The sequence below is a fragment of the Bacillus suaedaesalsae genome (assembly GCF_016890225.1).
Lineage (GTDB): Bacteria > Bacillota > Bacilli > Bacillales > SA4 > Bacillus_BS > Bacillus_BS suaedaesalsae.
Window position 1 is genome coordinate 183,990 of sequence record NZ_JAFELM010000043.1, and the last position, 26,650, is coordinate 210,639.

The following is a 26,650-nucleotide window of genomic DNA, read 5'->3' on the forward strand; positions in this document are numbered from 1 at the left end:
GTTCGACTTACACAATTCAGCTCATCGCTCTATAACTATAGCATGTCTTATAAAAAATAACAATAAACTAAAATTTTCCTTTAAGCATAATTATTGATTTTCATTCCCCATTCAGAAAGAATGGAAGTATAACAAAATAGTTAAGGTGAATTGTAATAGTAGTGAAAAAAATAATGGGGTGTATAGATGAACCTGAAACCATTAAAGGGACAACATCATGTTTCTGCCATTACGTCGAATGCTAGTCGTAATTATGAATTTTATACAAAAGTATTAGGAATGAGATTAGTAAAGAAAACGGTCAATCAGGACGATACGTCAATGTATCATCTGTTTTATGCAGATGAAAGAGGGAATCCCGGTACTGATCTAACATTTTTTGAGATTCCTAGAGCTGGTCATACGTACTATGGTACGAACAGCATTTCCACTACTTCATTACGTGTTCCAAAGGATGATTCGTTGCAGTTTTGGATGAGAAGATTTGATGAATTTGATGTTGAATATGAAGAAATTGATCAATATTCAGGTAGAGCGATGCTTCATTTTAAGGACTTTGAAGGACAGCGATTAGCGTTAGTTTCTGATGAACATAATTCAGGTGTAGCAGCTGGAGTACCATGGGAGCAAAGTCAAATCCCGATAGAGCATGCAATTCGCGGCTTAGGGCCGGTTATGTTAACGGTAAGTAACTTGAAAAATACATCACAAGTCATAACTAACATAATGGGATACCGTGAAATAGGACATTATGATATGAACGGAGGACAAGTTACCGTTTTTGAAACAGGCGAAGGTGGAACAGGGGCAGAGATTCATATTATAGAACGAGCTGATTTACCTAAAGAACGTCCCGGAAGAGGTAGTGTTCATCATGTAGCGTTCCGTGTAGAAAATGAAGAAGAGCTAAAGTTATGGGCACAATACTTGAAGGATGCACGAATTCCAAATTCGGGTTTTGTAGAAAGATATTACTTTAAATCTTTGTATTTTAGAGAGCCTAATGGGATATTATTTGAGCTTGCAACTGATGGACCAGGTTTTGAAGGTGATGAACCTTTTGAAACGCTTGGTGAGCGGTTAGCTTTACCGCCTTATTTTGAGAATCAACGAGAAAGTATTGAGGCGAAGCTGAAGCCTCTTGATACAAAAGAATTATAAGTGGAGGAATCGACAATGGAACATATTTTTGTCCAAGGTCAGGATGCAAATGCACCTGTATTATTGCTTTTACACGGCACAGGAGGGAATGAGCGTGACTTATTGCCGCTAGCCAATATGATTGCTCCGCATGCTTCTGTTTTAGGCGTGAGAGGAAATGTATTAGAAAATGGGATGCCAAGATTTTTTAGAAGATTATCTGAAGGGGTTTTTGATGAAGAAGATCTCGTATTTCGCACGAAGGAATTACAGCAGTTCTTGGATGAAATGGCAGAGAAGTACTTGTTTGATCGAAACAAATTAGTTGCACTAGGCTATTCAAACGGTGCAAACATTGCAGCGAGTCTGTTATATCATTTTAAGAATACACTACGAGGTGCTATATTGTTCCATGCAATGGTTCCACTTAGAGGAATTGATGTTCTGGATTTATCAAACACACCAGTTTTTATTGGTGCGGGGAAGTATGACCCACTTATTCCTAAAGCTGAAACGAGTGAACTAATTGAGGCGTTAAGAAAAGCAAACTCACCTGTTCAAGAGTTTTGGACAGATGGTGGTCATGAATTAAGAAGAGAAGAAGTGGACGAAGCAAAAGATTGGTTTGAAAAGAAATTCTAATGCAACAAAAATCCCTTGTCTAAATTTAGATAAGGGATTTTTAAATTGCGTGAGATAAATGTATTAGTTTGTTTATGGTGTGGTCATCAAATATAATAACCTTTGAATTATGTCGATAATGCTCTTTGTAAGAGTCGACAAGGTTATTGAATAACTGCTGAAATAATTGGACATCAGAAGTAAGTTCTGGTGAAAATATCCCAGAGCGATTAATCACTACATTATCAAATTTTTCTACTAAATGAGAGCTCTTTTTTAGAAATTTATACGCGTCTCTCATTCTTGAGATTTCAGTTAGTTGAGAGGAAATTGACTCAATATCTTGTTTTAAGTGATGCTTTACCAACCTATTTACCGCGATAGGGTCATAGCTTTCAATCTCATCTGAAATAAATTGTTTTACCATGATGAGATCAGACTGAATTGGCATAGTATTAAAACTCATATATATTCTAAATGTATTGTAAGCATCGTACATTGGATTATGAGGTTCTCCATAAAACTCTAAGCCATAAAGCTTTAAAGCATTTTCAACCGAAAATTGACTTTTCGTTACTCGCTTTGCCATTACAGCCTGGAGGTCGACGTAGCGTTGTTCAATTTTTCGAATGGTTGCCTCAGGTGTAGCATGAAATTCACTATCAAGCTTAAGTCTAGATAAGTCACTTTTTGACCAAGAGAAGAATTGTGTTTTCTTTACTCCACCGATCCACGTTAAAAACTCCTCTAATACGTCTGGGAATGTTTTCGCTAGAGAAAGGTCATCATCTGTAATTCCGGTTAAGTTTTGGCAGAACCTGCTAAGAGGAGCGGAGTTTTTTGGCTTAATGTATTGATCAAAACTTGTAAGAGAATGAGTATTCAGATCATATTTTACGGCACCTAGACGAATTGCCTCCATATCAGTAAACGACATCCCAGTATTCGAACAAAGCATTTCAAAATCAAAGAACACATAGTGCTTTATTTCAGCCATTCCTTCCAACTCCCTTCTGCAATAAAATTATAAAGGTTTTATGAGTTGGAGGAAATGGGGAATCATTTCCTTAGTATAAAATATCCAAATCTCAATGCGATAATATGTAGTATCGGTTCATAAGGAAAAAGAAACAAAGACAAATGTCAATGTCAGTGTTTACTATTACTACCTATCATTTACTAATGCACATAAATGTTTACTGCCATATAATCAAAAGATGTAAATAACACATTACACCTAAGCATAAAACCATCCTGTTTTGTTCGTGACCACATAAAAAACTGAACAAATATAGAAGCGGAACGCCTATATACGACCCGAACGCCATGCTCATAACAAGCCTGAGACCGCGAGAAGGGAAGTTGCAGCAATCCACCTGGAGCAAGTTCAGGTTTTCTATACGGTTACGGCATGACGGGACTACATACAACACACACACAATTTTTACCTTACTCAGTTTAGAGTAGGGTTTCTTTTATTTGTAATTCATAAGAAGATTTTAGACACATAATGGATTGTTTTTGAAACATGAATTCTGATATTGAATCATAAGTAAGTGATCTTGAATTGAGGCATTTACATCCATAAATCAACGTATAAATCAAATCGCACTTAATTTTGTTTACCTTCATAAGCCACCCATACAGGTTCACTAATTCGTGCTGATAATTCTAATACTTTTGACCTTACTCGTTTTGCTTCTGTACCTTGAAGTGGTGTAGGTTGATAATTGTTTCGAGATGAAACGGAAGAGATACTAAACGGGATGACGTTTACTTCTTTTTGGTCAAGTAACTCACCATCTTCAAAATGAAACACTTGCTGAAATACCATTGTGTCTTTATCACTTGGATTCCGATTGCCGCCAAACATGAAATTGCCAAGGCTATACACAATGAATTTTCCGTTATATTCTTCAATTCCTTGTAAAACATGAGGGTGATGTCCCAACACTAAGTCTGCTCCACTATCAATAGTATAACGACCTAAAGACTTTTGTGTAGCATTTGGGACATAGCTTCGTTCTTCCCCCCAATGAAAATGTACTAACACAATATGTGCACCTTGCCCACGCAAGGTGTCAATATCAGCTTTAATTTGGTTTCTTATTTCGTATGTATCATTCCATCCGTTATAACCTATTGCACCAATCTTAATTCCTTTAACAGTTGAAAGGTGCTGATAGCCGTTACCAAAATATCCAACATTGTTTGCTTGTAGATTCGTAACCGTATCTTGAAAACCTTTCTGTAAATAGTCATAGATGTGATTGTTTGCAAGGTTCACCGCTTCGATACTACCTTCATTTAAAATTTGTGTATAAGCAGGATCTCCCTTAAAGCGGAATGTTTTCTCTGCTTTTTGTGTAGAGGTTGTTAGCGTTGTCTCTAAATTGACGCTTGTAAAATCATCCGCACTGAAAAGGGATTTAATGTTTTCGGTAAAAAAAGATAATCCATTGCGGTCTGCTTCATGTTTGAACGTACCGTCATATCCAAAGCTATCATCACTACCAATCGTAAAGTCACCGGCTGCACTTAATGTAATGCTAGTTTTTTCTGGCTTAGGAGGGACAGGTTTAGAAACCGTAACGGTTGGATGTTGCAAGGGAACATGCTCTTTTACAACATTCACTTCTTCGGTGTTCTCTGAGTTTGTTAGGTTTGAAGCAATTTCCAATGGACTACAGGCACTAAGAACTAAAATGATGAAAAGACTACAAATAGCATACATGTTTTTCCCCAACCGACTAACCTCCAGTTATATGTTACTTGTTTATTTCCATTTTAAGTAAATTAATGGTACTTTTTTCTATATATACCACAGCTTAATTTGGAATACCTTTAGGGTGACAAAACAAGTCAAAACAAGTTAAAAATATACAATTAAAGCAGATCTTTTCGCTATTTTCCTACACGTTTATCTCTTTATATGTTTGTATGCGATTGATAAATAAGGTAGAACCAGAGATTATTTTTTATGGTAGAGAAAGGTAATTTGTATCGACTGTTGAATAGATAAAGAGGTTAATTTGGGTGGTGATAGGGTGAAGAAAACGGTTATTATTGCACTCTCTCTTGTCTTTGCATTTTCACATTCTGTTATGGCATTAGACTGGGATCCGTTTGTTGTTTGGAACGGAAAAATGTATGAAGTAACAGACGAAGAAGTTATGGATGTTGAAGATAAAATAGGGAGCGTAAGAAGAAAAGCTAACAATATGACAGGTAAATATTGGGGAGATGCTTCGAATGCATTCCCAAGAGGCACTGAATATTATGGAATACATGGTCTCTCCACACATGAGGCAATTGCAGTAGAAGTGGAAGAGAATAAATGGATGAAGGCAGTATACATAGGTGCATCCCATGACGAATTTTCGCTTGATTCAATAACCTTTATGTTAGTCCTTGGAATTATGCTTTTTGTAGTGGTGATGGTGATCGTTCTTGTTGATAAAAGGAGAAGACATATAAGTTAGCAGTTGAAGCTTATGTTTCACTGCTTTTTTATATTGTAGATTTTTGTAACCAAATTAGAAATTACTCGTCTAAAGGTTAGTTTATAAACGGAGTTGATCAAATGAATGAAGAAACATTACCGGTAATGAATGAAGAGAAAATAAGAAGTCTTATGGAAGAATATGGTTCGGGACTCTTGAAACTGGCATATTCCTATGTGAGAAATTGGAATACAGCCGAAGATCTTGTGCAAGAAACATTCATAACCATTTATTCCAAATATCAATTTTTTGATCAGAAATCAACAATTAAAACATGGATTTACCGAATTGCAATAAATAAATGCAAGGACTATCTAAAGAGTCCGAAAAATAGATTCCTTAGTTACTATTCTTCACATTTAGTTCACTCAGATAATGAAAAAAGTGTCACAGACAAACTTATAGATAATGAGGAAGCTATATCAATTTCCGGTAGTTTAATGAAACTTCCCGTGAAATACCGTGAAGTACTACTTTTTTATTATTATGAAGAGCTGTCAATTAAGGAGATTTCTGAGTTAATAAACGTAACAGAAGGAAATGTGAAAACAAGACTTTTAAGGGGAAGGGAGAAGTTTAAAAAACAATATGAGTTGAGGAGGATCGAAGATGTCGGAACAATTGAAGAATTTAAAAACAGCATTGGATAACACGACCTTTAAAGGTAAAACATTCGATGAACAACTCCAAGATGCTACCTTGAACAAGATAAAAACTAAAAAGAATTCCTATTTGTTTAGTGTAAGAAATTTATTTCCTGCATTAGTATTTCCAGCTGTAATCCTACTTGCTTTTATTGTATTTAACCAAAGCTTCATAATAGGGGAAAAAACAGATGTACCTTTGACACAGGGAAGTGAAATAACGGGTGTAGAGGTAGAAAATTTACTTTTGATTACAAACATAGAGAATGATGACCCAAGTGTTATTTTGTTAAACTTAAACCAAAAAGAAAATGCGATTAAGATGATACAAATTCCGCATCGTGTTAACTATCAAGGTACTACAATCGAACATGTATTTCTAAATGGAAAACTAGTTGAAAATGATTTTGAAGATCAGTTAGGAATTGAGATTGATAAACGAATTGTGATTAACCCTAATCAGCTTGGTGAAAAAGTGGAAGAAATTGGAGAGGTTATCGTTAATAATCCGTTTGAATTCAGTTCCTTTCCAAAAGGAGAGGTATCATTAAAAACGAAGAATGAAGTAATTGAATTTGTTTCCATGAGAAAAGAAGATCCAAGAGGTATTTATGGTAGGAACAATCGGATTGTTTCGATTTTCAAAGAACTGACTTATAAAAGTGATTTTGGGTTACCGAGTGATGATATAGAATTATTTAAAAGTGCTCAGTATGAGGAAATGGAAGGCTATTTCCATGACTCTATCAATGATTCCAAGTGGACTGGAGTCATAGATGAAGAAGCATTGAAACGTTTTAAACAAGATATAAATTAAATTGAAAGCTGCTTGAACATTCTCAGGCAGCTTTTATTTTAATTGTTGAACAAAATTATGAACGAGATCATTCACTTGTTTAGATCTTCTTGTCGGCAAACGATGTGAGGAGCGTTTGATAATTTCAATCTTAACTTGTTGTAGGGTTGATTTATAAAATTTACTATATGTGTTAATTGGATCTGCAAGACTTCCGTAAATAAGTAACGTTGGTTTTGTAAATGAAGAGATTTGTCTTTTACAGTTAAAGTTAAGGGATTGTAGGTAATACTTTGACCATACGTCACCATTTGATTTATACATATGTTCTTTTAGTTTTTGACGAAGTGACTTATTTTTAGTGTGACTAATAGCTAGGACCTGTGATAGCATCCTTTTATTATTCTTGGCTGTATAGATGCCGAGCTTATGTTCATTCACGAGAAAAAAGTTATCAACTACAGGAAATCCTCCGCACATGATGAGTGCTTTTACCATTGAAGGATGATCAATACACATTTGTTGTGCAACAGTACCTCCTGATGAATAGCCGAATATCGCCGCATTTGTTATTTCCAAGTGATTTAAAAGTTGGACAAGGTCCTCGCTAAAGCGTTTAATCGTTATTTCAGAACCACCCTTGTATGAGCTGTCCCCTTGTCCAATGAGATCTGGGATAATTAGACGATGGTGCTCTGAAAGAGATTTTTGTTCTTCAAACACAATTCTTCCCATACCTGGAGGATGGATCATAAGAATTGGTGTCCCAGTTCCTATATCTTCATAATAAATTTGTTCACTATTAATTGTAAGTGTAGGCATTTTCTCATCTCCTATTGTTAAATATGTTTCCATATATAAATGCATTTATTCCAGACTAAGATTCTAACAATATTTACTAGGAATATTAAAAATATTGTAAACGTTTTTAAAAAGTAGCCGATATACAAACCGATAGTATATAAAAGGGGGTACATCTATGAAAAGCTTAAAAGTAAAATTATTACTATCATTTAGTGTTGTATTAGCGATTTTCGCGCTTGTTACGGTGGCAACTGCTATTTTCGTAAATCAATACAACCAAAATGTTGAAGAGCTAGTAGAAAAGGATGTAGAAATATTAATTGCTGATGAGATATTAGCAGCAAATATTCAAGAGAGAATTGCGTTAGTTCGTGGTTATGTATTATTTGGTGATGATTCATATGTTGAACGCTTCAATGAAGTGACAAAAGAAAGTCATGATTATGAGAAGAAGTTACTAACACTTTCCACATCGTCAGAGGCGAAGAGATTAATTGAGGAAAGTAAACAATGGGAAACGTATATTGAAGATTACTTGTTTCCAATTGTAAATACAGGGGATCGAGCTCTGTCTGAGGGCATCCTTAAAGATAAAGTTACGCCAATGGGACGTAATATTGATGAAGGGTTTAAAGAGCTTGCTTTAAAAAGAGAAAGTGATATAAAGGATAAAGGAAAACAGTTATTATCTGAGGGTTCTAATTTAATCCTAATAAACATTATTATTGCTCTTATTGGTATCGTAGTGGGGATTTTTGTTGCTATGATGATGGCCATTAGAATAACGAAACCCATTAATATGGTGTCAGACCGTATGGCACTTTTAGCTGAAGGTGATTTAAGCCAAGAAGAGCTAAAAACAAAGTCAAAAGACGAGATTGGAAAGTTAGTTGCGAATGTGAACAAGTTAGTGAGAAACCTTCGTGTGTTAATTGGTGAAGTAAGTGATTCTACGATGCAAGTAACAGCTTCAAGTGAAGAATTGACTGCAAGTGCTGAGCAAAGTACCGAAGCGGCAGAACAAATTTCATCTTTAGCACAAACAGCAGCAGCCGGATCAGAAAAACAACAAATAAGTACGGAAGAAGTTCTTGCGGCCATGCAACAACTGTCAGCTGGCTTAGAACAGGTTGCGAAAAATGGACATGATATGAATTTGTTAACAGAAGATGCAAACAATGTGTCAGCAACAGGAGCAAGTGCTGTAAAACAAGTTGTTCAACAAATGAATAACATACAAACTTCTGTAAAAGAGACATCTGATATCATTACTAATTTAGGAGATTTATCAACAGAGATTAGTAATATTCTATCATTAATTACTTCCATTGCAGAACAAACAAACTTACTGGCATTAAACGCAGCGATAGAAGCAGCAAGAGCTGGTGAACAAGGTAAAGGCTTCGCTGTTGTTGCGGACGAAGTAAGAAAATTAGCAGAGGAGTCACGTTCATCTGCAGATCAAATCGCATCGATGATTTCAGAAATTCAATCTGAAACCAAAAAAGCGATTAAATCTATGCAAAGTGGACAAGAGAAAGTAAGTGAAGGAATTGGCTATACTAATAGCGTAACAGAAGCATTTACAGATATCCAAAGTACAAATGAGCAGGTGAACTCAAAGGTTACTGATGTTGCCTCTGCCATTCAAGAAATGACAAGTGTGAGTAGCAATGTATTAACTGCCATCACGGAAGTTTCTGAACTAGCAAAGGAAGGCGCAACCTTTAGCCAGAGCAGCTCTGCTGCAAACCAAGAGCAGCTGGCTACAATGGAAGAGATCGCAGCATCTGCACAATCACTATCAAAATTAGCAGAAGATTTACAAATACAAATCAACAAATTTAAACTGTAAGTTATAAGGGATATAGCGGAGACGTTATATCCTTTTTTTTAGGCTTTACAAATTAAATAAGATTACTTAAAATAATGGATATACTAATTTTTAACATTTAAGGAGGAATCAGGATCAGATGAATACACCTGTTGTTTTACAAATGGTTTTAGCTTGATACGGGATAAGTCTGCCCATTTTCAGCTAACCAATCGTAAGACAACTGGATTCATCTGACCTTTTCCTCCTTTTTATATTGATATTGAGATGCATTTTTGGGGTGTCAATTCATTTGAGGCAGGGTATCTTATTACTCTGCCTATTATTTCTAGTATAAATGGAATATTCAATAGAGCAGTGTTGAGTTTCAGCCCTAGCCTACCTAAGATCAAATTGTTGAAAAGATGAAGGGGAAATTACCCTTAATTACCTTTAGAACATATTCTTAGTTTGAGGTTAAGCGGAGCGGTTGCAATTTTTAAGTGGAAGAGGTCTATCATGAGTCCTCCTGTTTTTACGATTGGATTTATATATATCCATTAAAAGGAGAGACAAATTATGAGTATTGTAGAAGTTCAAAACGTAACACATTATTATGGTGATAAATTAGTTTTCAGAAATATAGACTTTCGTTTATTAAACAATGAGCGTGTTGGGTTAGTAGGACCAAACGGAGCGGGGAAGTCGACTCTCCTCCAATTGCTCACAGGTAAGGTTGTACCTGATGAAGGACGAATTAATTGGTTACCCAATATTCAAGTTGGATATTTAGAGCAACATATTGACTTGGTTGGAGGAATAACCATCCAAGAATATTTAAGGTCAGCGTTTCAACATTTATACAATGCAGAGAGTAAAATGCTTGAGCTATCAACTCAAATGGGGAATTGTACATCAGAAAAATTGGAGAAACTTTTGATACAGTTTTCAAGGTTACAAGAACTATTAGATGTGCATGACTTTTATTTAATTGATTCTAAAGTTGATGAAATCGCAGCTGGTTTAGGGATATTAGCACTTGGAATGGATAGTGATGTTAGCCAACTAAGTGGTGGACAGAGAACGAAGTTATTATTAGCAAAGCTCTTGCTCGAGGAACCAGCTGTGTTGCTTCTAGATGAGCCTACTAATTATCTAGACTTTGAACATATAGAATGGCTGAAGGATTATTTAAAGGGCTACCCGCATTCGTTTATATTGATTTCACATGATACTACATTTCTAAATGAAGTGATTAATGTTGTGTATCACTTAGAGCATAAGCAATTAACAAGGTATGTTGGTAATTATGTTAAATTTATCGAAGCGCATGAGTTTAGAAAGCAACAAATTTTCACCCAATATGATCGTCAACAGCAGGAAATTCAAAAACTTGAAACGTATATAGCGAAAAATAAAGTTCGGGCGTCAACGTCAAAGCAAGCGAAAGCAAGAGAAAAGAAGTTAATGAAAATAGACCGTATTGAAAAGCCAAATCCACTTCCGAAACCGAGGTTTGCATTTAACGTTTCAGAAAGACCAGCAAGCTTGATCGTAGAGGTTGAAGATTTAGTTGTTGGATTTGAACGTCCTTTATTGCCTGCAATGTCTTTTTCGTTAAAGCGAGGGGAAAAGATCGCGATTACTGGACATAATGGGATAGGAAAATCGACAACTTTGAAAACAATGATGGGAGAGCTTCAACCGTTAAGTGGAAAGATCACGTTTGGTCAGAATGTAAGGCCAGCATATTTTGCACAAGAGTGGAATACGACATCTGACCAAACGCCGATGAACTATATTTGGTCTCTTCATGAAAAGATGACACAGAAAGAAGTTCGACAATCATTAGCACGATGTGGATTAAGAACGGAACATATATTCCAACCGCTTCACACTTTGAGTGGTGGTGAGCAGACGAGAGTTCGAATATGTGAACTGATGCTAGAAAAAAGTAACTGGCTTATCCTTGATGAACCGACAAACCATTTAGATGTTCAAGCGAAGGAAGTATTATCAGCTGCATTGAAGTCATATGAAGGAACGATTATTGTCGTATCTCATGAGCCTGAGTTTTTTTCAGAATGGGTAGATCAAGTGTGGAATATGGAAAAATGGCGTTAAAACAGGACTCCTAGAAGGGGTCTTTTTTTACATCCTACTAATTTGTAAATTTCTCTTGAATGCTTAAGCTTTACAATCTATTTTTAATTCTATTAAACAACGAATTACTTTAGGAGAGTGAAACTCTTCAATAAGCTATAAAGGTAGGGACACCTATACAAAGCATATTTGATGAGATTATACATGAAGGGCATTTAATAAAATAGATATCCATTTAACCCTCATAAAACTCTTAGAATCTACTAATTGTATAGAGCATGTAGCAGTTAGGAGGTAAGGAGATGGAAGACTATTTGAAGAAATCATTGGACGATTGGAAGGAAGAGATTGCGGAGTATTTGTTCCAAATTAATGAGGAATATGAAAAAGTAAGACGAGAATTGCATATATACTCGTATAAATTTGGCATTACTAATCAAGTCATTCAATCTACAGCTAATGAAGATATTAATACAGTGATTAAACAAACCTACCATAAGCCATTCGAAGAGAGATATAACTCACTAAAAGAAGAAGCCAAAGACTTAGAAGAAAAACGAAGAGTATTCCAAATGTTTGTCGATAAAATTGACAAAGTAAGCACAAGAGATGAAGTCAAAACGATTAATTATTAATTACATAATTTACCATTTATTTCGACAAGTGCCAGTCACTTGTCGAATTTTCTTTATTTGAGGTAAATACTACTAACCATTAATATCGAAATCTTTCATTGATATCCGTTATAATAGAGATAACTAGTTTCGGAGAGGAGTTTCGATAGATGAAGTTATTTCATACGGCCGATTGGCATTTAGGGAAATTGGTACAAGGAGTGTATATGACTGAGGACCAGGAGTATATTCTTCGTCAATTTATAGAAGCGATAAAAATGGAAAAACCAGATGCTGTCATTATTGCGGGGGATTTATATGATCGTGCTGTTCCACCAACTGAGGCTGTTTTATTATTGAATGAAATTTTAGAGGAAATTGTCATTAAATTAAAAACACCTGTACTTGCGATTGCGGGTAATCATGATAGTCCTAGCCGTTTGAATTTCGGCAGCAAGATAATGAGATCTGTGGGTTTCCATATTGTTGGTGAATTTGCTTACCCATTTGAACCAGTTGTTCTGGGCGACGAGTTCGGGGAAGTTCATTTTCATTTAGTTCCTTATGCTGAGCCGGGCAAGGTAAGACACGTCCTTCTGGATGAATCAATTAAAACACATGATGATGCAATGAGAGTAATTGTAGAGAAAATTAATGAACAAAAAGACGATAATGCTAGACATGTATTAATTGGACATGCTTTCGTCACTCATAAGGGTGAGGAAAAAGAGAATACAAGTACATCTGAACGGCCTTTATCAATTGGTGGAGCAGAGCATGTGAGCGACCAACATCTAAAGAATTTTCACTATGTGGCACTTGGTCACCTCCATCAGGCACATCATACAGGAATTGAAACGATTCGTTATTCCGGTTCTCCTTTGAAATATTCATCATCTGAAGCAACACATAAAAAAGGTTATCTTGTTGTTGAGCTAGATGAAGAAGGTAATGCAACAGTTGAAAAACGTTTCTTAGAGCCGCGTCGCGATATGTATATCGTCGAAGGGTTTATGGATGAAATAGAAAAACAACAAGGTAATGAAGATTATGTTTTTGTGCGCCTCTTAGATGATGCACCAGTTTTAACACCGATGGAAAGAGTGCGTGCAGTATATCCGAATGCGATGCATGTTGAAAGAGTGGGAACACAAACAAAAATCGGTATAGACGGGGAAGAGTACGTACAAAAGGACCGGACAAAGATGGATGATATTTCATTATTCAAAGCGTTTTATAAAGAAGTAAAAGGGCTGGATGTTTCCGAACAAACAGAAGGTTTATTTAAAGATACACTTGAAAAATTGTTACAGTTAGAAGGTGAACGTAAATGAAACCTATTAAAATAACGATGACTGCGTTTGGTCCTTATAAAAACAGAGAAGTAGTAGATTTTACGGAACTGAACGGTCATAAGCTTTTTGTTATTTCAGGAAACACTGGAGCTGGGAAGACCACAATCTTTGATGCAATTTGTTTTGCATTATACGGAGATGCAAGCGGAGAAGACCGTAACGATACAAGAATGCTTCGTAGTGACTTTGCTGATGATGAAGTTCATACTTCAGTTGAATTTGAATTTGAGGTGAAAGGCAGAACTTATCGAGTATTACGCCAACTAGCTCATGTTAAGGCTGGTAACAAAGGAGCTACTGGTGATAAATATGAATTGTACGAAACAACAGAGGGAAAGGAAACACCGTTAGCAGATCGATTCATCGTTTCCCAAGTGAACAATAAAATTCAAGGTATCATCGGACTTACAAAGGAACAATTTAGTCAAATCGTCATGCTGCCACAAGGAGAGTTTCGGAAACTATTAACTTCAGAAACAGAAAATAAAGAAGAAATTCTTCGCCGAATCTTCAAAACACACTTTTATAAGACCGTTACGGAGCAATTAAATGAAAGACGTAAAATGGCTCAAAAGCATTACGAAGAGAGAGGACATGAGCGGAAAATTCATATTGAAACAATAAAGAATTCACTTCCGGAAAGGGAGGATTCTGAGCTTTTCACGGTATTCTCCCAAGAATTTTATAACACACATCAAGTGGTAACTGGATTAGAAGCCGAAATCGAGTATTATGATGTGGAAAGTAAAAAATATCAAATTGAATTAAACGATAAATCCAAAATTGTACAAACATTTACAAATGAATTACTTCAATCACAAACAATAAATGAACGCTTCGAACTGTTAGCTAATAGACGATTGTTTAAACAAAACCTTGATCAAAGAAGCGTTGAGATGAAGCACAAAGAGACTTCTTTAGGTCGTGCTGAGCAAGCTAGCCATCTTGAAATCTATGAGAAAAACGCATTAGAAATTAAACAAGAGCTTCAGAGTAAAACGATTCAATTGACAGAGGCAGAATCCTCTTTTAATGATAGTGTGAAATTACAGCAAGAAGCTGAATTGCAGTTTAAGCAAGAGGATGCTCTCATTTCAGTAAGAGAGATACTAGCACTCGAGATTCAACGTCTTCAAGAGTTTCAACCGACGGTCAGAGAGCTGGAAAATAAGAAGGAAAAGCTAGCTGAGTCTTATCGAAACCTTCAACTGTTAAAAAATAAAGCAACAACACTTGAAAATGAAGTGAAAGATAAGCAAGAAAAGAGGGTTCACCTTTCTTCTAGTATTAAGCCCTTAGAAGAGAAGGTACGCTTATTACCTGAACTGTTGGAGGAGATTAGCGTATTACGGGAGAAGGCTTCTGCTTTAAAGGATTTTCTTAAGTATGAAAAAGAGTTACTTGATGCACAAAATAAAGCAAGTATTGAAAAAGTAAGCTTTCAGAAACTTGAAAGTGAGTTAAACAAGCTTGAAGAAGGCTGGATACAAGGACAAGCTAGTAATCTTGCCAAGCACCTCCATGATGGAAGTCCATGTCCTGTATGCGGTAGTGAAGAGCATCCTCATAAAGCTATGGTGACGAATGAGGTCCCAAGTAAAGAGCAACTCGATAACAAGCGTGGAGAAGTAAGACTAGTAGAGCAACAGTTTTATGTAAGGGAAGCAGAAGTTAATTCGGCTAGACAAAGTGTCGAAAAATACAATGAGGCATTAAAATCTTATGGATTAAATGCTGAAGAAGCAAATCAACTATACGCTGAAATCTCAACGAATGGTATTGCTTTGAGTAAGACCATCGAAGAGTTGAAAAAGTCTCGAGATGAGCTTGCTCAATTGAAAGAACAATATAATAAGTTGGAAGATGAACTAACGATTCTTTCTACTAGCCACTTAGAGACAATCAATAAGCATAGTAACTTGAACAGCCACTATCAAACCGAGAGAGCAATGTATGATCAAAGTTTACAGTCAATTCCTGAAGAGTTAAGATCAATTACTATACTTGAAGCGAGTCTAATAGAAGCTATAGAAAAGAAACGTAAGCTAGAAGAAAAGTGGAAGCTAGTTCAATCTGTCTATCAATCAGCTAATGAGAAGTTAGCAACAGATAAAGCCAGATTAGCTAACGCGAAAGTAACTCTACAAGAAATTATAACTAAAAAAGAAAAAGTAGATCGAGAGTTTCATGATGCAATTGAAGCCTCTGGTTTCGGAACAGTTGAAGACTATCATTCTTCGAAAATGAATGTTTCTGCACGTGAAGCAGTAAAACTTGAACTAGATAAATACAAAACAGATGTAAATACAGTATCCGTTCAAATTAAGCAACTAGAAGAAGAATTAGCTGACAAAGAGATGAAAAACTTAGATGAGTTGAAAATTGCCTTAGCGCAAGCAGAACAGCAACTTGAAGAAATTCGAACTCATATGCAGAAGGCGCAAAATTTTTATGAAAAAGCAATGGAAGCAAAAAGTAAAATTCTTCAAGCAGAAGAAGACGTTAAAGAAGTTGAAGCAGAATTACAGGTGATAAAAGATTTATATGATGTTGTTCGTGGTGAAAACACGAAGAAGATTAGTTTTGAGCGCTTCTTGCAAATCGAATTTTTAGAACAGATCATATTCGCTGCGAATGAAAGATTAAAACGTCTATCAAACGGTCAATATGTATTAGTTAGAAGTGATCGATTAGAAAAGCGTGGTAGACAAAGTGGTCTTGGATTAGATGTACTCGATAACTACACAGGTCAGTTTAGAGATGTTAAATCGCTATCAGGTGGTGAGAAGTTTAATGCATCGCTATGTTTAGCTTTAGGAATGGCTGATGTGATTCAATCGTATGAGGGTGGAATTTCAATCGAAACGATGTTTATTGATGAAGGCTTCGGCTCTTTAGATGAAGAATCGTTAAATAAGGCCATTGATACACTAATCGATTTACAACAATCAGGAAGAATGATTGGAGTCATTTCTCACGTACAAGAATTAAAACAAGCTATTCCAGCTATTCTAGAGGTTAAGAAGACGAAAGAAGGATATAGCGAAACGAGATTTGTTGTTAGTTAAAAGACAGGGATATCCTGTCTTTTTTTGTGGACTGAGATAAAAAGATGGAAAATGATACATACTAAAAAGAAATGAAAGGAGTAATGGAATGGTTAAGCAATTATTATGGTTGAATTTCATTTTATCGTGGGTAAGTTTCTTTTTTATTCCCAAAAAGTCTGTAAAACAATATATACCAACGGCAATTCTAGCAGCATTATTAGTTACATATGTATATGAAATGTCTCATTACTTTAAATGGTGGAAAGTTAAAAAACCTATTATTCCATGGGTAACACCTACAGATATATCATATGTCTTAGGTCCATTCTTCATTGGTACTTTGTGGGTATTTCATCTAACTTTTAAGTCAGGATTTAAATTTTACCTAATAATAAATATGATTTTGGATGGTTTTTTTTCCTATGTATATTTACCATTCATAGAACGGCTAGGTGTTGTGAAACTAAAAAATATTAATAGAACAGGTATTTATCTTATGATGCTATTGATAGCGATTATAATTTATCCTTTTCAAATTTGGAAGGATCAGACTAGTAAAGAAGAATCGTCCACTGAATGAAAGGCATTATTCTTGTTTTGTTGAATCATAATGCGTATAATATAGATATCACAATTACATATCAAAGGGGAGTAGCTTTCACATTAAAGTCGTCATTACGGGATGATAATCCTCGGCTTTAATTGGCAACTTTAGTTGTTAGCGAGACCTTTGCCAATCATGGTAAAGGCTCCTCTTATGCATAAAACGCTTTTACCAGCTTTGGTAGAAGCGTTTTTCTCTTTCGATATGAAAAAAAGAAATGAGGGCTTACTATGTTAAAAAAACTATTAAAACAACTGATCAATAGTAAATTACACGGTCATCGTTATTCAAGTAGTCACTATAAGAAAAATCATTACAAAAAGCATCCTTCACATTACGGACATGGTTATTATAAGAAGAAAAACAAATCCAGCGGGTTTTTTAGTCGTTCATATAGTAGTTAATGGTACGGAACTTTATAGAATATCTACTAGAAAGACCACTTAAAAAGGGTGTAATTTTACAGTGCCGATATGAAATTATCGACTTTGTTGGAATGGGAAGTTATGGTATTGTGTACCTGGCACTGGATTTGGATACCAGTAAACTAGTGATCATAAAACAAAATAGAAGAAAAAGAGAAAAACTAAGTAAAGCGTTATTAAAAAAAGAAGCTCAGACATTACATGTGCTTCTTCATCCTCATATTCCCAAATGTATAGATTTTGTTGAAGAAGCATCTAAAAGTACATTAATCATGGAACATATGGAGGGTAAGAATTTTGAGGAGTTAGTTTTAGTTACGGGGAAAATCTATAATGAAAACGAAAGTTTAAGAATTCTTCAAAAAGTAGTCGAAGTTGTAGAATATATTCATTCTAAAAATATTGTCCACCGAGATCTTCGACTACCGAACATTTTATTTCATAATGATGAAGTATTTATTATAGATTTTGGGTTAGCTGTTTTTCAACATGAAACAGAGAATATAACGTCTACACTTGATGCTAGCTTTGAAAAGAGATTATACAGAGAGCCATTATTCGAAAGTGATTTTTATGCACTCGGACATTTCTTGTTGTTTTTATTGTATTCAGGCTATGAGCCTTCTTCTAGAAAAGAAAAAAGTTGGGAAGATGAGCTTGCGATTACAAATAATACTCGGAGTTTACTTAGAAAATTGTTGAAAATAGACAAACCCTATAAAAGTTGTCGTGCTTTGTTAGACGACTTGCAAGTGATATTGTCAAAAGCATGAGGTGATTGGGTTTCCTCATGCTCTTTGCATTGGATAGATTTAATTTAACAGACTGCTAGCACTATGATATCATAAAGATAGAGAGGGTGAGGGGTATGTCGAATGATCAACGAATTCAATTGAATGTTAGAATTACGAAGGAAACTTCAGCGAAGCTAGATGAAATCGTGGAGTACTATCAAGAAAATATGAAACTAGGCAGAATATATAAAGGCGACGTTCTCGCTGATATTATTGAAAAGTCTCATGAGATTATGAATAAGCAGAAAGCAATGAATAAGAAATTTTAATGAGCTTACACGATGAGCTCTTTTTTTGTGTGTTCTCAACAGTTTTAATGGTTGTTGATACATAAATTTCCAAAAAAAGAGAACCATAAAATGGATTAGCTTGTACGTAAAGGGGTTATGAAATGAATATGATGAACGGATTATACGAAAAAGCGAAAAATGAAACGATAGATAGAGTATATGAAGATATTACGCGATATCTCGAAAACCATGAACAATTACCAACATATGAACAATACTTAAGAGAACGTGGACAATTTATCGTTCACCTATGGTTAAATACGTGGGTAAACGTTGCCTCCAGCCAAACGCCAGTAAAGGATCGAAAGGCATTTTTAGTTGAAAAAGGGCTTGATGTTGAAGATGTCACTCGAAAACAGTTAAATGTATTGTTCAAAAATGAGATTCGAGAATATAGAACGTTTAATGTAATTAAATGGCTAGATGAGCAATTTTCCAATAACAAACAAGAATGGCAGAAAACATATGAAGAAGCAAGAGATCAATATATACAAAGGGAGCGAAGAAGAAAAGAAGTCGAACTGAGACAAAGTGTCATTCATAAACTTGAAAACGAAATTGAAAAATTACTGACTGAGTATTTTGATGAGTTATATGTTCACGTGAGGTACGAAATGGCCTTACATATTACAAAGGAAATGGAGCGCAGTGGCTACGAGCCAAGCTCTATAAATACAAATGTTGAATCCTACATAGAAGATTCCATTGAAGAACAATCATATATACCTTATTGGAAAAGAAAGACGTTGGATTGGGAAGAAATCGAAAATCAATATCAAATGATTATCTCAGATTATTTATTTAACTTGGGTCCAAAATGGTTTATGGAAAAACTAGGAACAAGTGCCACTCAGGATTATAAGAAAATAACACATCAAGAATTAACGCTTGATAAATTAAAAGCATTTATTATTGAACCGTTATATGACTTAAGCTATGAATTTCTAGATGAGCTAAAGTCAGAGTTTATTGAAGATTTAAGAAATGTTACAAAGGTACCGTTTACTTCTGAGCAACATTTAGAAATGTATTACAGAGATTTAGAGAATCAGGAATTAAGATATGCTGAAGAACAAGCAGAGTTGCAGCGTAGAAAAGAAGAACACGAAAGAATGATGGAGGATGTATTCGGAAAGGAATACAGTCCATCCGCGAGTCGCACCATGAAGTTTGTTCTGCATGTTGGAGAAACGAACACAGGGAAAACGTATCATGCCCTGCAAAGAATGAAAGAAGCGCAAAGTGGACTGTACTTAGCTCCTCTTCGTCTACTTGCTCTAGAAGTGTTTGATAAATTAAATAATGAAGATGTTCCCTGCTCATTAAAGACAGGAGAAGAAGAAAAAATCACTAATGGTGCCAGTCACTTGTCGAGTACTGTCGAAATGTTCTATGAGAAAGACTATTATGAAGTAATTGTCATTGATGAAGCGCAAATGATATCAGATAAGGATCGCGGTTATTCCTGGTACAAAGCGATTACAAAAGCGAATGCAACTGAAGTTCATATTATCGGCAGCTTAAATAGTAAGGAAATGCTCTTACAGCTTCTTGGTGAGGCGGAAATTGAATTATATGAGTATGTAAGGGAGATTCCTCTTGAAGTTGAAGCTAGAGAATTCTCTTTAAAGCAGACCAAAAAGGGAGATGCAATCGTTTGTTTTTCAAGAAGTCGCGTGCTTGAAACTGCTTCTTCTCTAAAAGATGACGGTTATAAAGTGAGCATGATATACGGTAGCATGCCACCTGAAACACGAAAAAAACAAATGAAAATGTTTGTAGATGGTGAAACAACCGTCATCGTAGCTACTGATGCTATAGGAATGGGTTTGAATTTACCAATACGAAGAATTGTCTTTTTAGAGAATGAAAAGTTCGATGGAACGAGAAGAAGAACGTTATCTTCTCAAGAAGTAAAACAAATAGCTGGACGTGCTGGAAGGAAAGGCATATATGATATTGGTAAAGTCGCGTTTTCTAAAGATATTAGCCATATGACTGAGTTACTTCAAGGGAAAGACGAGTCGCTTCATACTTTTGCGATTGCACCAACAAGTAATGTGTTGGAACGATACGAAAAATACTCGCGTAATCTAGGAGAATTTTTTGAACTATGGAAGGAATATAAAAATCCAGCAGGTACGAGGAAAGCTCCTTTAATTGAAGCAAGAGATTTATATGAAAGTATTAAACATACAGAAATTGCAGCAAGACTGTCATTAAAGGATCTTTATAGTTTTATCAATATGCCGTTTTCAGCTTCTGATCCAGCTCTCGCTGCACAATGGAAAAAGAACATGTATTCCATTATTGATAAATCTGACTTACCAGAGCCCGTCATCAAAACGGATAGTCTCGAAGAATTAGAACTTTCCTATAAAAGTGTTGGACTTCACTTGTTATTTTTATACCGATTAGAAAGAAGAACGGAAACGGTTTATTGGGAAAGAGTGAGAGAAGATCTCTCTAATAGTATTCATGAAATGCTGAAAACAGGTATTAAAATTCCAACTAAAACGTGTCGTACGTGTGGAGCTGAGTTACCAAAAAACTTTAGATTTATGAAATGTGAAGAATGCTTTAATAAACGACCAGCAACGAAACGTTCGTATTTTCATCGATAATTGAAAATGGAGGGTGAATAATATTTATAAATCTAGTCTCGTAAAAATGTTCATGATGCCTATTCTTGTAGTGGGATTAGTGTGTATAGGTCCTCACCACTATGGAATAGCAGAGAATATGCAAAACTCAGTAATACAACAGTTAGACTCAATCGTACAACAAAGTCCGATTCTAGATGGAGCGATAGCCGGAATAAGTATTCGAGATGCAAACAGTGGAACGCATCTATATAACCATAATGGGAACGTTAGACTACAACCTGCTTCTAACTTAAAACTCGTTACGGCAATGACTGCTTTATCTGTACTGGGAGTAGACTATACTTTCCAAACAGAAGTGTTAACAGACGGAGTTCTAAAAGATGGCTTGCTATTAGGAAATGTGTATTTAAGGGGAAAGGGTGACCCGACGTTACTATTGGAAGACTTGGAACAACTGTCAAAAAAACTACGAGAATCAGGGATTACGGCAATTAAAGGGGATGTTATAGCAGATGACACGTGGTTTGATGATGTGAGATATTCGATTGACTTACCTTGGAGTGATGAGGAAACATATTACGGTGGTCAAGTTTCAGCACTCAACCTTTCCCCGGACAGAGATTATGATGCTGGGACTGTCATTGTTGAAGTTCGGCCTAGTAAGATTGGACAGTCTCCAAGAGTCTCTACTTATCCAAATACAGACTACGTAAGAATCGTAAATAAAGCAAAAACTGTAGATGAAAAGGGAGTAAAGGATCTTACCATTACGAGAGAACATGGACAAAACTTGATTTTAATAGAAGGAACAATTCCAGTACATAGTACATTACAAAAAGATTGGGTCGCAACTTGGGACCCATCAGGATATACGGCTCAAGTATTTAAGGAAACGTTACATTCTTCAGGGATTAAGGTTTTAGGAAAAGTTAGATCAGGTATTACACCAGACAATGCAAAGGAAATTGCGATAGATACCTCTATACCATTAGCAGAAATTGTGATGACATTTATGAAGCAAAGTAATAATGGAATTGGTGAGGTACTCGTTAAAGAAGTTGGAAAGAAAGTTCATAATGAAGGAAGCTGGGATAGTGGGTTACAAGTGGTAAATATAGAGTTAAAGAGACTTGGTATAAATACCGACAATCTTATTATCCGCGATGGTTCTGGTATCTCACACGTTAACTCAATGAAGGCAAATGATTTTACATCCATTCTTTTTTCTTTACAGCGTGAGAAATGGTTCTCAACGTATTACGATTCGCTGCCGATTGCCGGCTCTGGTGAACGGATAATTGGAGGGACGTTGTTTCATCGTATGCACAACCTACCTGACGGAGTAGAAGTAAGAGCAAAAACAGGAACCCTTTCAACCGTTAGCACACTCTCAGGCTACATCACAACGAAAAGTGGGAAGAAGTTAATATTTTCGATCATGCTTAATCACTTATTGGATGAAGGTAAAGGTAAGGAACTTGAAGATGAAATTGTTCATATAATTGCCAATCAATGACAAAGAATAAAAAGTGTAGTCAACAGGGAAATCTACGTGTATGAAAAAAATACTATTATTCCTAAGTGCTGTAATGTTTCTGTTTTTTCCTATGAATATTCATGCAGAAGAAATGGTGACGGTACGACTTTTTCAAAACATTGAAGAAACTTCTGAGTTAGACATAATGTTAAAAGGAGGGTACTTCTCATTAAATCCATTTTTTCAATTTGAGGACGGTGTAAACTACTCTTTATCTGTGAAAAAAGGTAAACTAGTCATCAAAGGAAATGGACAAAAGCAAGTGGTCGAGGGTTCTGTATATATCGTTCCAGAAAAGTACGATGTAGATCATCAAATTTTAATTAATAATCATCCTTATTTAGGAGCTATGGAATTCGCAGTAGAAAATAATCAATTTATTAGGCCCATTAATCAATTACCGTTGGAAGATTATTTAAAAGGTGTTGTACCATTAGAGGTATATCCTAGCTGGCCGATTGAAACGTTAAAGGCACAAGCCTTAGCTGCCAGAACTTATGCAGTTGCTCATATCAACGATAAAATGGACGATACAATTCGGTTCCAAGTGTATGGTGGATACGATTGGAAGGCATCGACAACGAAAGCAGTAAATGAAACAAAGGGAGAAGTTATTACCCATAAAGACAAGCTAATTAACGCTTTCTATTCTGCTAGCAATGGTGGGGTAACAGAAAGTAATGCAAATGTATGGGGAGGAAATCCAGAGCCTTATTTCCCAATCAAAGAAGACCCATATGATCCCACTCATCCATGGGAATACTCTTTACATCAAGAACAAATTTCACTTGATAATGTTGATTGGACTGATTCAAAATGTTGGGATGAAACAGAAGAAGTTGACCAAAAAATTACTAACACGATGAAGAAAAAGTTGCAAAAAAACGGATACCCAGGTGATATAAAGATTGTTTCAATTCCTACGTTTGAGCTTTCAAAAGACCAATATGATTCCAAACGTTCGAGAAAAGGGTCGATTACAATACAATTTCTGCATAGATTGTACGATGGGACTGTTATGCTAGAAGAGTATGAATTAAAGGATGTAGAAATCAATCGGATCAGGCCACTTATTGGTGGGGATCTATTTAAGAGTTATCTCATTGATTCATTAGATTTTCAAAACAAAACCTATACGATGCAAGGCAGAGGTTATGGTCACGGTGTTGGAATGAGTCAATGGGGAGCAAGTATTATGGGCCAAAAAGGAAAATCTTATCAAGAGATCATTCAGCATTACTTTCCAGGAACGACAATTTCAAAATATTAATAAAAGGAGTAGAAATACTCCTTTTCATTTTGATTACTATTAAATTTTCCAATAAACGTAAAAGGAAATAGGCTATAAGAATAGAATGTATAGGTAAGATTATTTATTTATAAAGGGGGAAAATCAATTGTCACTATTTAATAAAGTACTAGCAAGCATTGGAATTGGTGGAGCGAAGGTTGATACAAAGTTACATAAAGGAACATATTCAGCTGGTGAAGCTGTTCAAGGTGTAGTTGAAATAACAGGTGGAAACACAGAACAACCAATTGATGAAATTTACCTATCAGTCATGACAACGTATATTAAAGAAGTGGATGATAATAAATTCACACAAACAGGCACAGTTGGCAAATTTCGTGTACTAGATAAGTTAACGATTGGACCAAATGAGAAGAAAGAAATTCCATTTTCATTTGATTTACCGTATGATACGCCATTAACGGCAGGTAGAACGAGAGTGTGGATTCATACTGGACTTGATATAAAAAATGCGGTTGATCCAACTGACAAAGACTTTATTACTGTAACACCATCTCCACTTGCTCATACAGTGTTACAGTCTGTACAAGAGCTTGGGTTCAGAATTCGTGAGGCAGAATGTATTGCGGCTCCAAGATATTTAAGAGGAACTCTTCCGTTTATTCAAGAATTTGAGTTTGTTCCAACAAGTGGATCTTTCCGTGGGAAGTTGGATGAATTAGAAGTAACATTCTTGTCAGCTTCAGAAACTAGAATAGATGTACTACTACAAGTTGACCGTCGTGCGCGTGGTTTAGGCAGCCTACTATCCGAAGCGTTAAATATGGATGAAAGTCATATTAGACTATCATTTTCAGCAAGTGAAATGTCTACGATCAAACATAAACTACAAGAAGTGATTAATCGTTATTCATAGAACTATTAAGAACACGGTATTTCCAACAAAAGAAAATACCGTGTTTTTTCTATGCCGAAAAACAGACAGGAAAAGAGGAAATGTTAACTTTCTATTGAATAATAATGAAAAAATGATACCTAGGTGTGATAACATGTTTTTTCTACAAATGGCAGGATTCCCTGGAACAGGAAAATCTACACTTGCGAAACAAATTGGATTATTAACGAATGCCATCGTACTTGATCATGATGTTGTGAAGACTGCAATACTTGAAGATCGTGATGAACATATGGATTCAAACAAAGCGGGTAAAATGGCGTATAAGGTGGAATGGGCTCTTACCGATTACCATTTATCACAGGGGAAAAGTGTCGTACTGGATAGTCCATGTTTTTATACAGAAGGATTAGTACGAGGAATGCAGCTTGCAAAGAAGTATTCTGTCAAATACAAATATATTGAATGTTATTTGGATGATTTTCATGAGGTGAATAGAAGATTACAGAACAGAGATCGATTACTTAGCCAAATTGAAAAAGTAGAATCAAAGGATTACTTTCAGAAGGCGCTAGTTAATAGTAAGAAACCAGAGAATGGCATGTTCTTGGTCATAGATACCTCAAGCCCATTAATTTCATACATCCAAAAAGCTATAACTTACCTAAAAGAATAGGATAAGAAGGAATCTGTTTGGTTAATTAAACATTTTGAAGAGGGGATTTATCTCATTATATATTTTTTTTGACTTACGGCTCTGTTAAAGTAGAATGTTGATTTTTGAATCTTTGATTGCAGTGGAAGGCGGCGACTCCTGCGGGATATCCGGCGTGTCCAAGTGAGACAACCCGCGGAATGCGCCAGACCTTCACTGAAATCAACAATTAAGTTTAACAGAGCGTTACTTATAAAATTAGAAAGATCGTTCCAATAGTAATAAATATACCACCAATAATCGTATACATTGTTGCTTTCTCTTTTAAAATGAAATAACTAAGAATCATTGTAATGACAACACTAAATTTATCAATCGGTGTCACGACACTTACTTTACCTATGGAGATTGCAGCAAAGTAACATAGCCAAGAAAAGCCTGTTGCTGCCCCAGATAAAATAAGAAATAGATAAGATTTCTTAGAAATCTTTTTAGCCTCACTCACTGTTTTTTGAAAAAATACAACTCCCCACGAAAAGATGAGAATGACAATTGTACGAATAAACGTAGCCACATTAGAATCTACTTCTTCAATCCCAATTTTCGCTAAGATGTTTGTCAAGGATGCAAAAACAGCACCTAAAACTGCTAGAAATATATATGAGCTGGAGATAGTAGTTTTTTTCTTCTTGATTTTTTCGTCTTTCTTTTTACCAATTAATACAAATGTTCCAATTGAAATGAATAAGCCACCAATAATGATAAATGTTGTAGCAGGCTCTTGAAGGATGATAAAGGATAATAAAATAGTCAGCACAACACTTGCTTTATCAATCGGAACAACTTTTGAAACATCCCCGATTTGGATGGCTCTAAAAAAGAAGAGCCAAGATAACCCTGTCGTAAAACCAGATAAGATTAAAAAAAACAAAGAATACCCTTCAACTTTAAAAATGGATTGCACTTCACCGGTAATCAAAACCATGAAAAATGCCATGATTAGCACAACGATTGTACGAATCGCAGTTGCAAGATTAGAATTAATATCTTCAATTCCGATTTTGGCAAGTATCGCCGTAAATGAAGCGAATAATGCTGCAAGTAGCGCTAAAATAATACTCATATAATCAGCTCATTTTTTTTAAGTTA

The 26,650-nt window shown here is 35.5% G+C and carries 22 protein-coding genes, 1 other RNA gene and 1 pseudogene; 20 read left to right on the forward strand and 4 right to left on the reverse strand.

What is annotated here, in order from left to right:
• Nucleotides 1-186 precede the first annotated feature (186 nt).
• Together JR050_RS17580 and JR050_RS17585 are read left to right on the forward strand one after the other, a co-directional pair.
• A complete protein-coding gene (locus JR050_RS17580) occupies nt 187-1,161 on the forward strand; it encodes a ring-cleaving dioxygenase (protein ID WP_204204950.1) in 975 nt (324 codons plus the stop codon).
• Between the two features lie 15 nt (nt 1,162-1,176).
• Nucleotides 1,177-1,782 carry an alpha/beta hydrolase gene (locus JR050_RS17585; RefSeq protein ID WP_204204951.1) on the forward strand — a complete coding sequence of 202 codons (606 nt, stop codon included), beginning with the start codon at nt 1,177-1,179 and terminating at the stop codon, nt 1,780-1,782.
• Between the two features lie 40 nt (nt 1,783-1,822).
• On the opposite strand, the gene JR050_RS17590 is transcribed toward JR050_RS17585, so the two are convergent.
• Nucleotides 1,823-2,758 carry a 3'-5' exonuclease gene (locus JR050_RS17590; protein WP_204204953.1) on the reverse strand — a complete coding sequence of 312 codons (936 nt, stop codon included), beginning with the start codon at nt 2,756-2,758 and terminating at the stop codon, nt 1,823-1,825.
• 251 nt (nt 2,759-3,009) lie between these two features.
• Between JR050_RS17590 and ssrS the strand changes: the two genes are divergently transcribed.
• Nucleotides 3,010-3,186: non-coding RNA, 6S RNA (ssrS, locus tag JR050_RS17595), on the forward strand.
• 187 nt (nt 3,187-3,373) lie between these two features.
• Here ssrS and JR050_RS17600 read toward each other — a convergent pair.
• Complete coding sequence (locus JR050_RS17600) at nt 3,374-4,495, reverse strand: CapA family protein (protein WP_204205141.1); 1,122 nt, start codon at nt 4,493-4,495, stop codon at nt 3,374-3,376.
• Between the two features lie 313 nt (nt 4,496-4,808).
• Here JR050_RS17600 and JR050_RS17605 point away from each other — a divergent pair, with 313 nt between their 5' ends.
• The 3 genes from JR050_RS17605 (at nt 4,809) to JR050_RS17615 (ending at nt 6,725) form a co-directional block, all read left to right on the forward strand.
• Nucleotides 4,809-5,243, forward strand: coding sequence for a hypothetical protein (locus tag JR050_RS17605; protein WP_204204954.1), 435 nt, complete (start codon nt 4,809-4,811; stop codon nt 5,241-5,243).
• A gap of 101 nt (nt 5,244-5,344) precedes the next feature.
• Complete coding sequence (locus JR050_RS17610) at nt 5,345-5,914, forward strand: sigma-70 family RNA polymerase sigma factor (RefSeq protein WP_204204956.1); 570 nt, start codon at nt 5,345-5,347, stop codon at nt 5,912-5,914.
• Complete coding sequence (locus tag JR050_RS17615) at nt 5,874-6,725, forward strand: LCP family glycopolymer transferase (RefSeq protein ID WP_204204958.1); 852 nt, start codon at nt 5,874-5,876, stop codon at nt 6,723-6,725. The genes JR050_RS17610 and JR050_RS17615 overlap by 41 nt, the downstream gene beginning before the upstream one ends.
• Nucleotides 6,726-6,758: 33 nt before the next feature.
• Here the strand turns inward: JR050_RS17615 and JR050_RS17620 are convergent, their stop codons facing one another.
• Entirely contained in the window at nt 6,759-7,526 is a 768-nt protein-coding gene (locus JR050_RS17620) for an alpha/beta fold hydrolase (RefSeq protein WP_204204960.1), read from the reverse strand.
• Between the two features lie 751 nt (nt 7,527-8,277).
• Here JR050_RS17620 and JR050_RS20890 point away from each other — a divergent pair.
• From JR050_RS20890 to JR050_RS17685, 14 genes and pseudogenes are all read left to right on the forward strand, one after another.
• Nucleotides 8,278-8,421 (forward strand): annotated as a pseudogene (locus tag JR050_RS20890) (HAMP domain-containing protein); the annotation flags it as partial.
• A 42-nt stretch (nt 8,422-8,463) separates the two neighbouring features.
• Nucleotides 8,464-9,363 carry a methyl-accepting chemotaxis protein gene (locus JR050_RS20895; RefSeq protein ID WP_430392899.1) on the forward strand — a complete coding sequence of 300 codons (900 nt, stop codon included), beginning with the start codon at nt 8,464-8,466 and terminating at the stop codon, nt 9,361-9,363.
• A gap of 537 nt (nt 9,364-9,900) precedes the next feature.
• Nucleotides 9,901-11,445 (forward strand): ABC-F family ATP-binding cassette domain-containing protein, encoded by a 1,545-nt coding sequence (locus JR050_RS17630; RefSeq protein WP_204204964.1) that lies wholly within the window; start codon nt 9,901-9,903, stop codon nt 11,443-11,445.
• A 281-nt stretch (nt 11,446-11,726) separates the two neighbouring features.
• Nucleotides 11,727-12,059, forward strand: a complete 333-nt coding sequence (locus JR050_RS17635; protein ID WP_204204965.1) for a hypothetical protein — start codon at nt 11,727-11,729, stop codon at nt 12,057-12,059.
• Nucleotides 12,060-12,208: 149 nt separating this feature from the next.
• Complete coding sequence (locus JR050_RS17640) at nt 12,209-13,372, forward strand: exonuclease SbcCD subunit D (protein ID WP_204204966.1); 1,164 nt, start codon at nt 12,209-12,211, stop codon at nt 13,370-13,372.
• Nucleotides 13,369-16,461, forward strand: coding sequence for an AAA family ATPase (locus JR050_RS17645; RefSeq protein WP_204204967.1), 3,093 nt, complete (start codon nt 13,369-13,371; stop codon nt 16,459-16,461). The genes JR050_RS17640 and JR050_RS17645 overlap by 4 nt, the downstream gene beginning before the upstream one ends.
• 88 nt (nt 16,462-16,549) lie before the next feature.
• Entirely contained in the window at nt 16,550-17,023 is a 474-nt protein-coding gene (locus JR050_RS17650; RefSeq protein ID WP_204204968.1) for a hypothetical protein, read from the forward strand.
• 427 nt (nt 17,024-17,450) lie between these two features.
• The gene (locus tag JR050_RS17655) at nt 17,451-18,245 is read left to right on the forward strand and encodes a serine/threonine protein kinase (protein ID WP_204204969.1); all 795 of its coding nucleotides are present in this window, start codon (nt 17,451-17,453) and stop codon (nt 18,243-18,245) included.
• A gap of 95 nt (nt 18,246-18,340) precedes the next feature.
• A complete protein-coding gene (locus tag JR050_RS17660) occupies nt 18,341-18,535 on the forward strand; it encodes a hypothetical protein (protein WP_204204970.1) in 195 nt (64 codons plus the stop codon).
• Nucleotides 18,536-18,657: 122 nt separating this feature from the next.
• A complete protein-coding gene (locus JR050_RS17665; protein ID WP_204204971.1) occupies nt 18,658-21,180 on the forward strand; it encodes a DEAD/DEAH box helicase in 2,523 nt (840 codons plus the stop codon).
• A 46-nt stretch (nt 21,181-21,226) separates the two neighbouring features.
• On the forward strand, nt 21,227-22,678 hold the full coding sequence (dacB, locus tag JR050_RS17670; protein WP_204205142.1) for a D-alanyl-D-alanine carboxypeptidase/D-alanyl-D-alanine endopeptidase: 1,452 nt from the start codon (nt 21,227-21,229) through the stop codon (nt 22,676-22,678).
• 40 nt (nt 22,679-22,718) lie between these two features.
• Nucleotides 22,719-23,969, forward strand: coding sequence for a SpoIID/LytB domain-containing protein (locus JR050_RS17675; RefSeq protein WP_204204972.1), 1,251 nt, complete (start codon nt 22,719-22,721; stop codon nt 23,967-23,969).
• Between the two features lie 127 nt (nt 23,970-24,096).
• Nucleotides 24,097-24,867 (forward strand): sporulation protein, encoded by a 771-nt coding sequence (locus tag JR050_RS17680; protein WP_204204973.1) that lies wholly within the window; start codon nt 24,097-24,099, stop codon nt 24,865-24,867.
• Nucleotides 24,868-25,000: 133 nt separating this feature from the next.
• Complete coding sequence (locus JR050_RS17685; RefSeq protein WP_204204974.1) at nt 25,001-25,522, forward strand: P-loop nucleotide/nucleoside kinase family protein; 522 nt, start codon at nt 25,001-25,003, stop codon at nt 25,520-25,522.
• Nucleotides 25,523-25,751: 229 nt separating this feature from the next.
• Here the strand turns inward: JR050_RS17685 and JR050_RS17690 are convergent, their stop codons facing one another.
• On the reverse strand, nt 25,752-26,624 hold the full coding sequence (locus JR050_RS17690) for an EamA family transporter (RefSeq protein ID WP_204204975.1): 873 nt from the start codon (nt 26,622-26,624) through the stop codon (nt 25,752-25,754).
• Nucleotides 26,625-26,650: the final 26 nt, after the last annotated feature.

What these genes read in the sequence shown, in the direction of transcription:
- JR050_RS17645 (WP_204204967.1), top strand. Translation starts at nt 13,369, where the DNA reads ATGAAACCTATTAAAATAACGATGACTGCGTTTGGTCCTTATAAAAAC.
- JR050_RS17635 (WP_204204965.1), top strand. Translation starts at nt 11,727, where the DNA reads ATGGAAGACTATTTGAAGAAATCATTGGACGATTGGAAGGAAGAGATT.
- JR050_RS17630 (WP_204204964.1), top strand. Translation starts at nt 9,901, where the DNA reads ATGAGTATTGTAGAAGTTCAAAACGTAACACATTATTATGGTGATAAA.
- JR050_RS17615 (WP_204204958.1), top strand. Translation starts at nt 5,874, where the DNA reads ATGTCGGAACAATTGAAGAATTTAAAAACAGCATTGGATAACACGACC.
- JR050_RS17690 (WP_204204975.1), bottom strand. Translation starts at nt 26,624, where the DNA reads ATGAGTATTATTTTAGCGCTACTTGCAGCATTATTCGCTTCATTTACG.
- JR050_RS17660 (WP_204204970.1), top strand. Translation starts at nt 18,341, where the DNA reads ATGTCGAATGATCAACGAATTCAATTGAATGTTAGAATTACGAAGGAA.
- JR050_RS17665 (WP_204204971.1), top strand. Translation starts at nt 18,658, where the DNA reads ATGAATATGATGAACGGATTATACGAAAAAGCGAAAAATGAAACGATA.
- JR050_RS17600 (WP_204205141.1), bottom strand. Translation starts at nt 4,495, where the DNA reads ATGTATGCTATTTGTAGTCTTTTCATCATTTTAGTTCTTAGTGCCTGT.
- JR050_RS17685 (WP_204204974.1), top strand. Translation starts at nt 25,001, where the DNA reads ATGTTTTTTCTACAAATGGCAGGATTCCCTGGAACAGGAAAATCTACA.
- JR050_RS17650 (WP_204204968.1), top strand. Translation starts at nt 16,550, where the DNA reads ATGGTTAAGCAATTATTATGGTTGAATTTCATTTTATCGTGGGTAAGT.
- dacB (WP_204205142.1), top strand. Translation starts at nt 21,227, where the DNA reads ATGTTCATGATGCCTATTCTTGTAGTGGGATTAGTGTGTATAGGTCCT.
- JR050_RS17620 (WP_204204960.1), bottom strand. Translation starts at nt 7,526, where the DNA reads ATGCCTACACTTACAATTAATAGTGAACAAATTTATTATGAAGATATA.
- JR050_RS17585 (WP_204204951.1), top strand. Translation starts at nt 1,177, where the DNA reads ATGGAACATATTTTTGTCCAAGGTCAGGATGCAAATGCACCTGTATTA.
- JR050_RS17580 (WP_204204950.1), top strand. Translation starts at nt 187, where the DNA reads ATGAACCTGAAACCATTAAAGGGACAACATCATGTTTCTGCCATTACG.
- JR050_RS20895 (WP_430392899.1), top strand. Translation starts at nt 8,464, where the DNA reads ATGCAAGTAACAGCTTCAAGTGAAGAATTGACTGCAAGTGCTGAGCAA.
- JR050_RS17655 (WP_204204969.1), top strand. Translation starts at nt 17,451, where the DNA reads ATGGTACGGAACTTTATAGAATATCTACTAGAAAGACCACTTAAAAAG.
- JR050_RS17675 (WP_204204972.1), top strand. Translation starts at nt 22,719, where the DNA reads ATGAAAAAAATACTATTATTCCTAAGTGCTGTAATGTTTCTGTTTTTT.
- JR050_RS17640 (WP_204204966.1), top strand. Translation starts at nt 12,209, where the DNA reads ATGAAGTTATTTCATACGGCCGATTGGCATTTAGGGAAATTGGTACAA.
- JR050_RS17590 (WP_204204953.1), bottom strand. Translation starts at nt 2,758, where the DNA reads ATGGCTGAAATAAAGCACTATGTGTTCTTTGATTTTGAAATGCTTTGT.
- JR050_RS17610 (WP_204204956.1), top strand. Translation starts at nt 5,345, where the DNA reads ATGAATGAAGAAACATTACCGGTAATGAATGAAGAGAAAATAAGAAGT.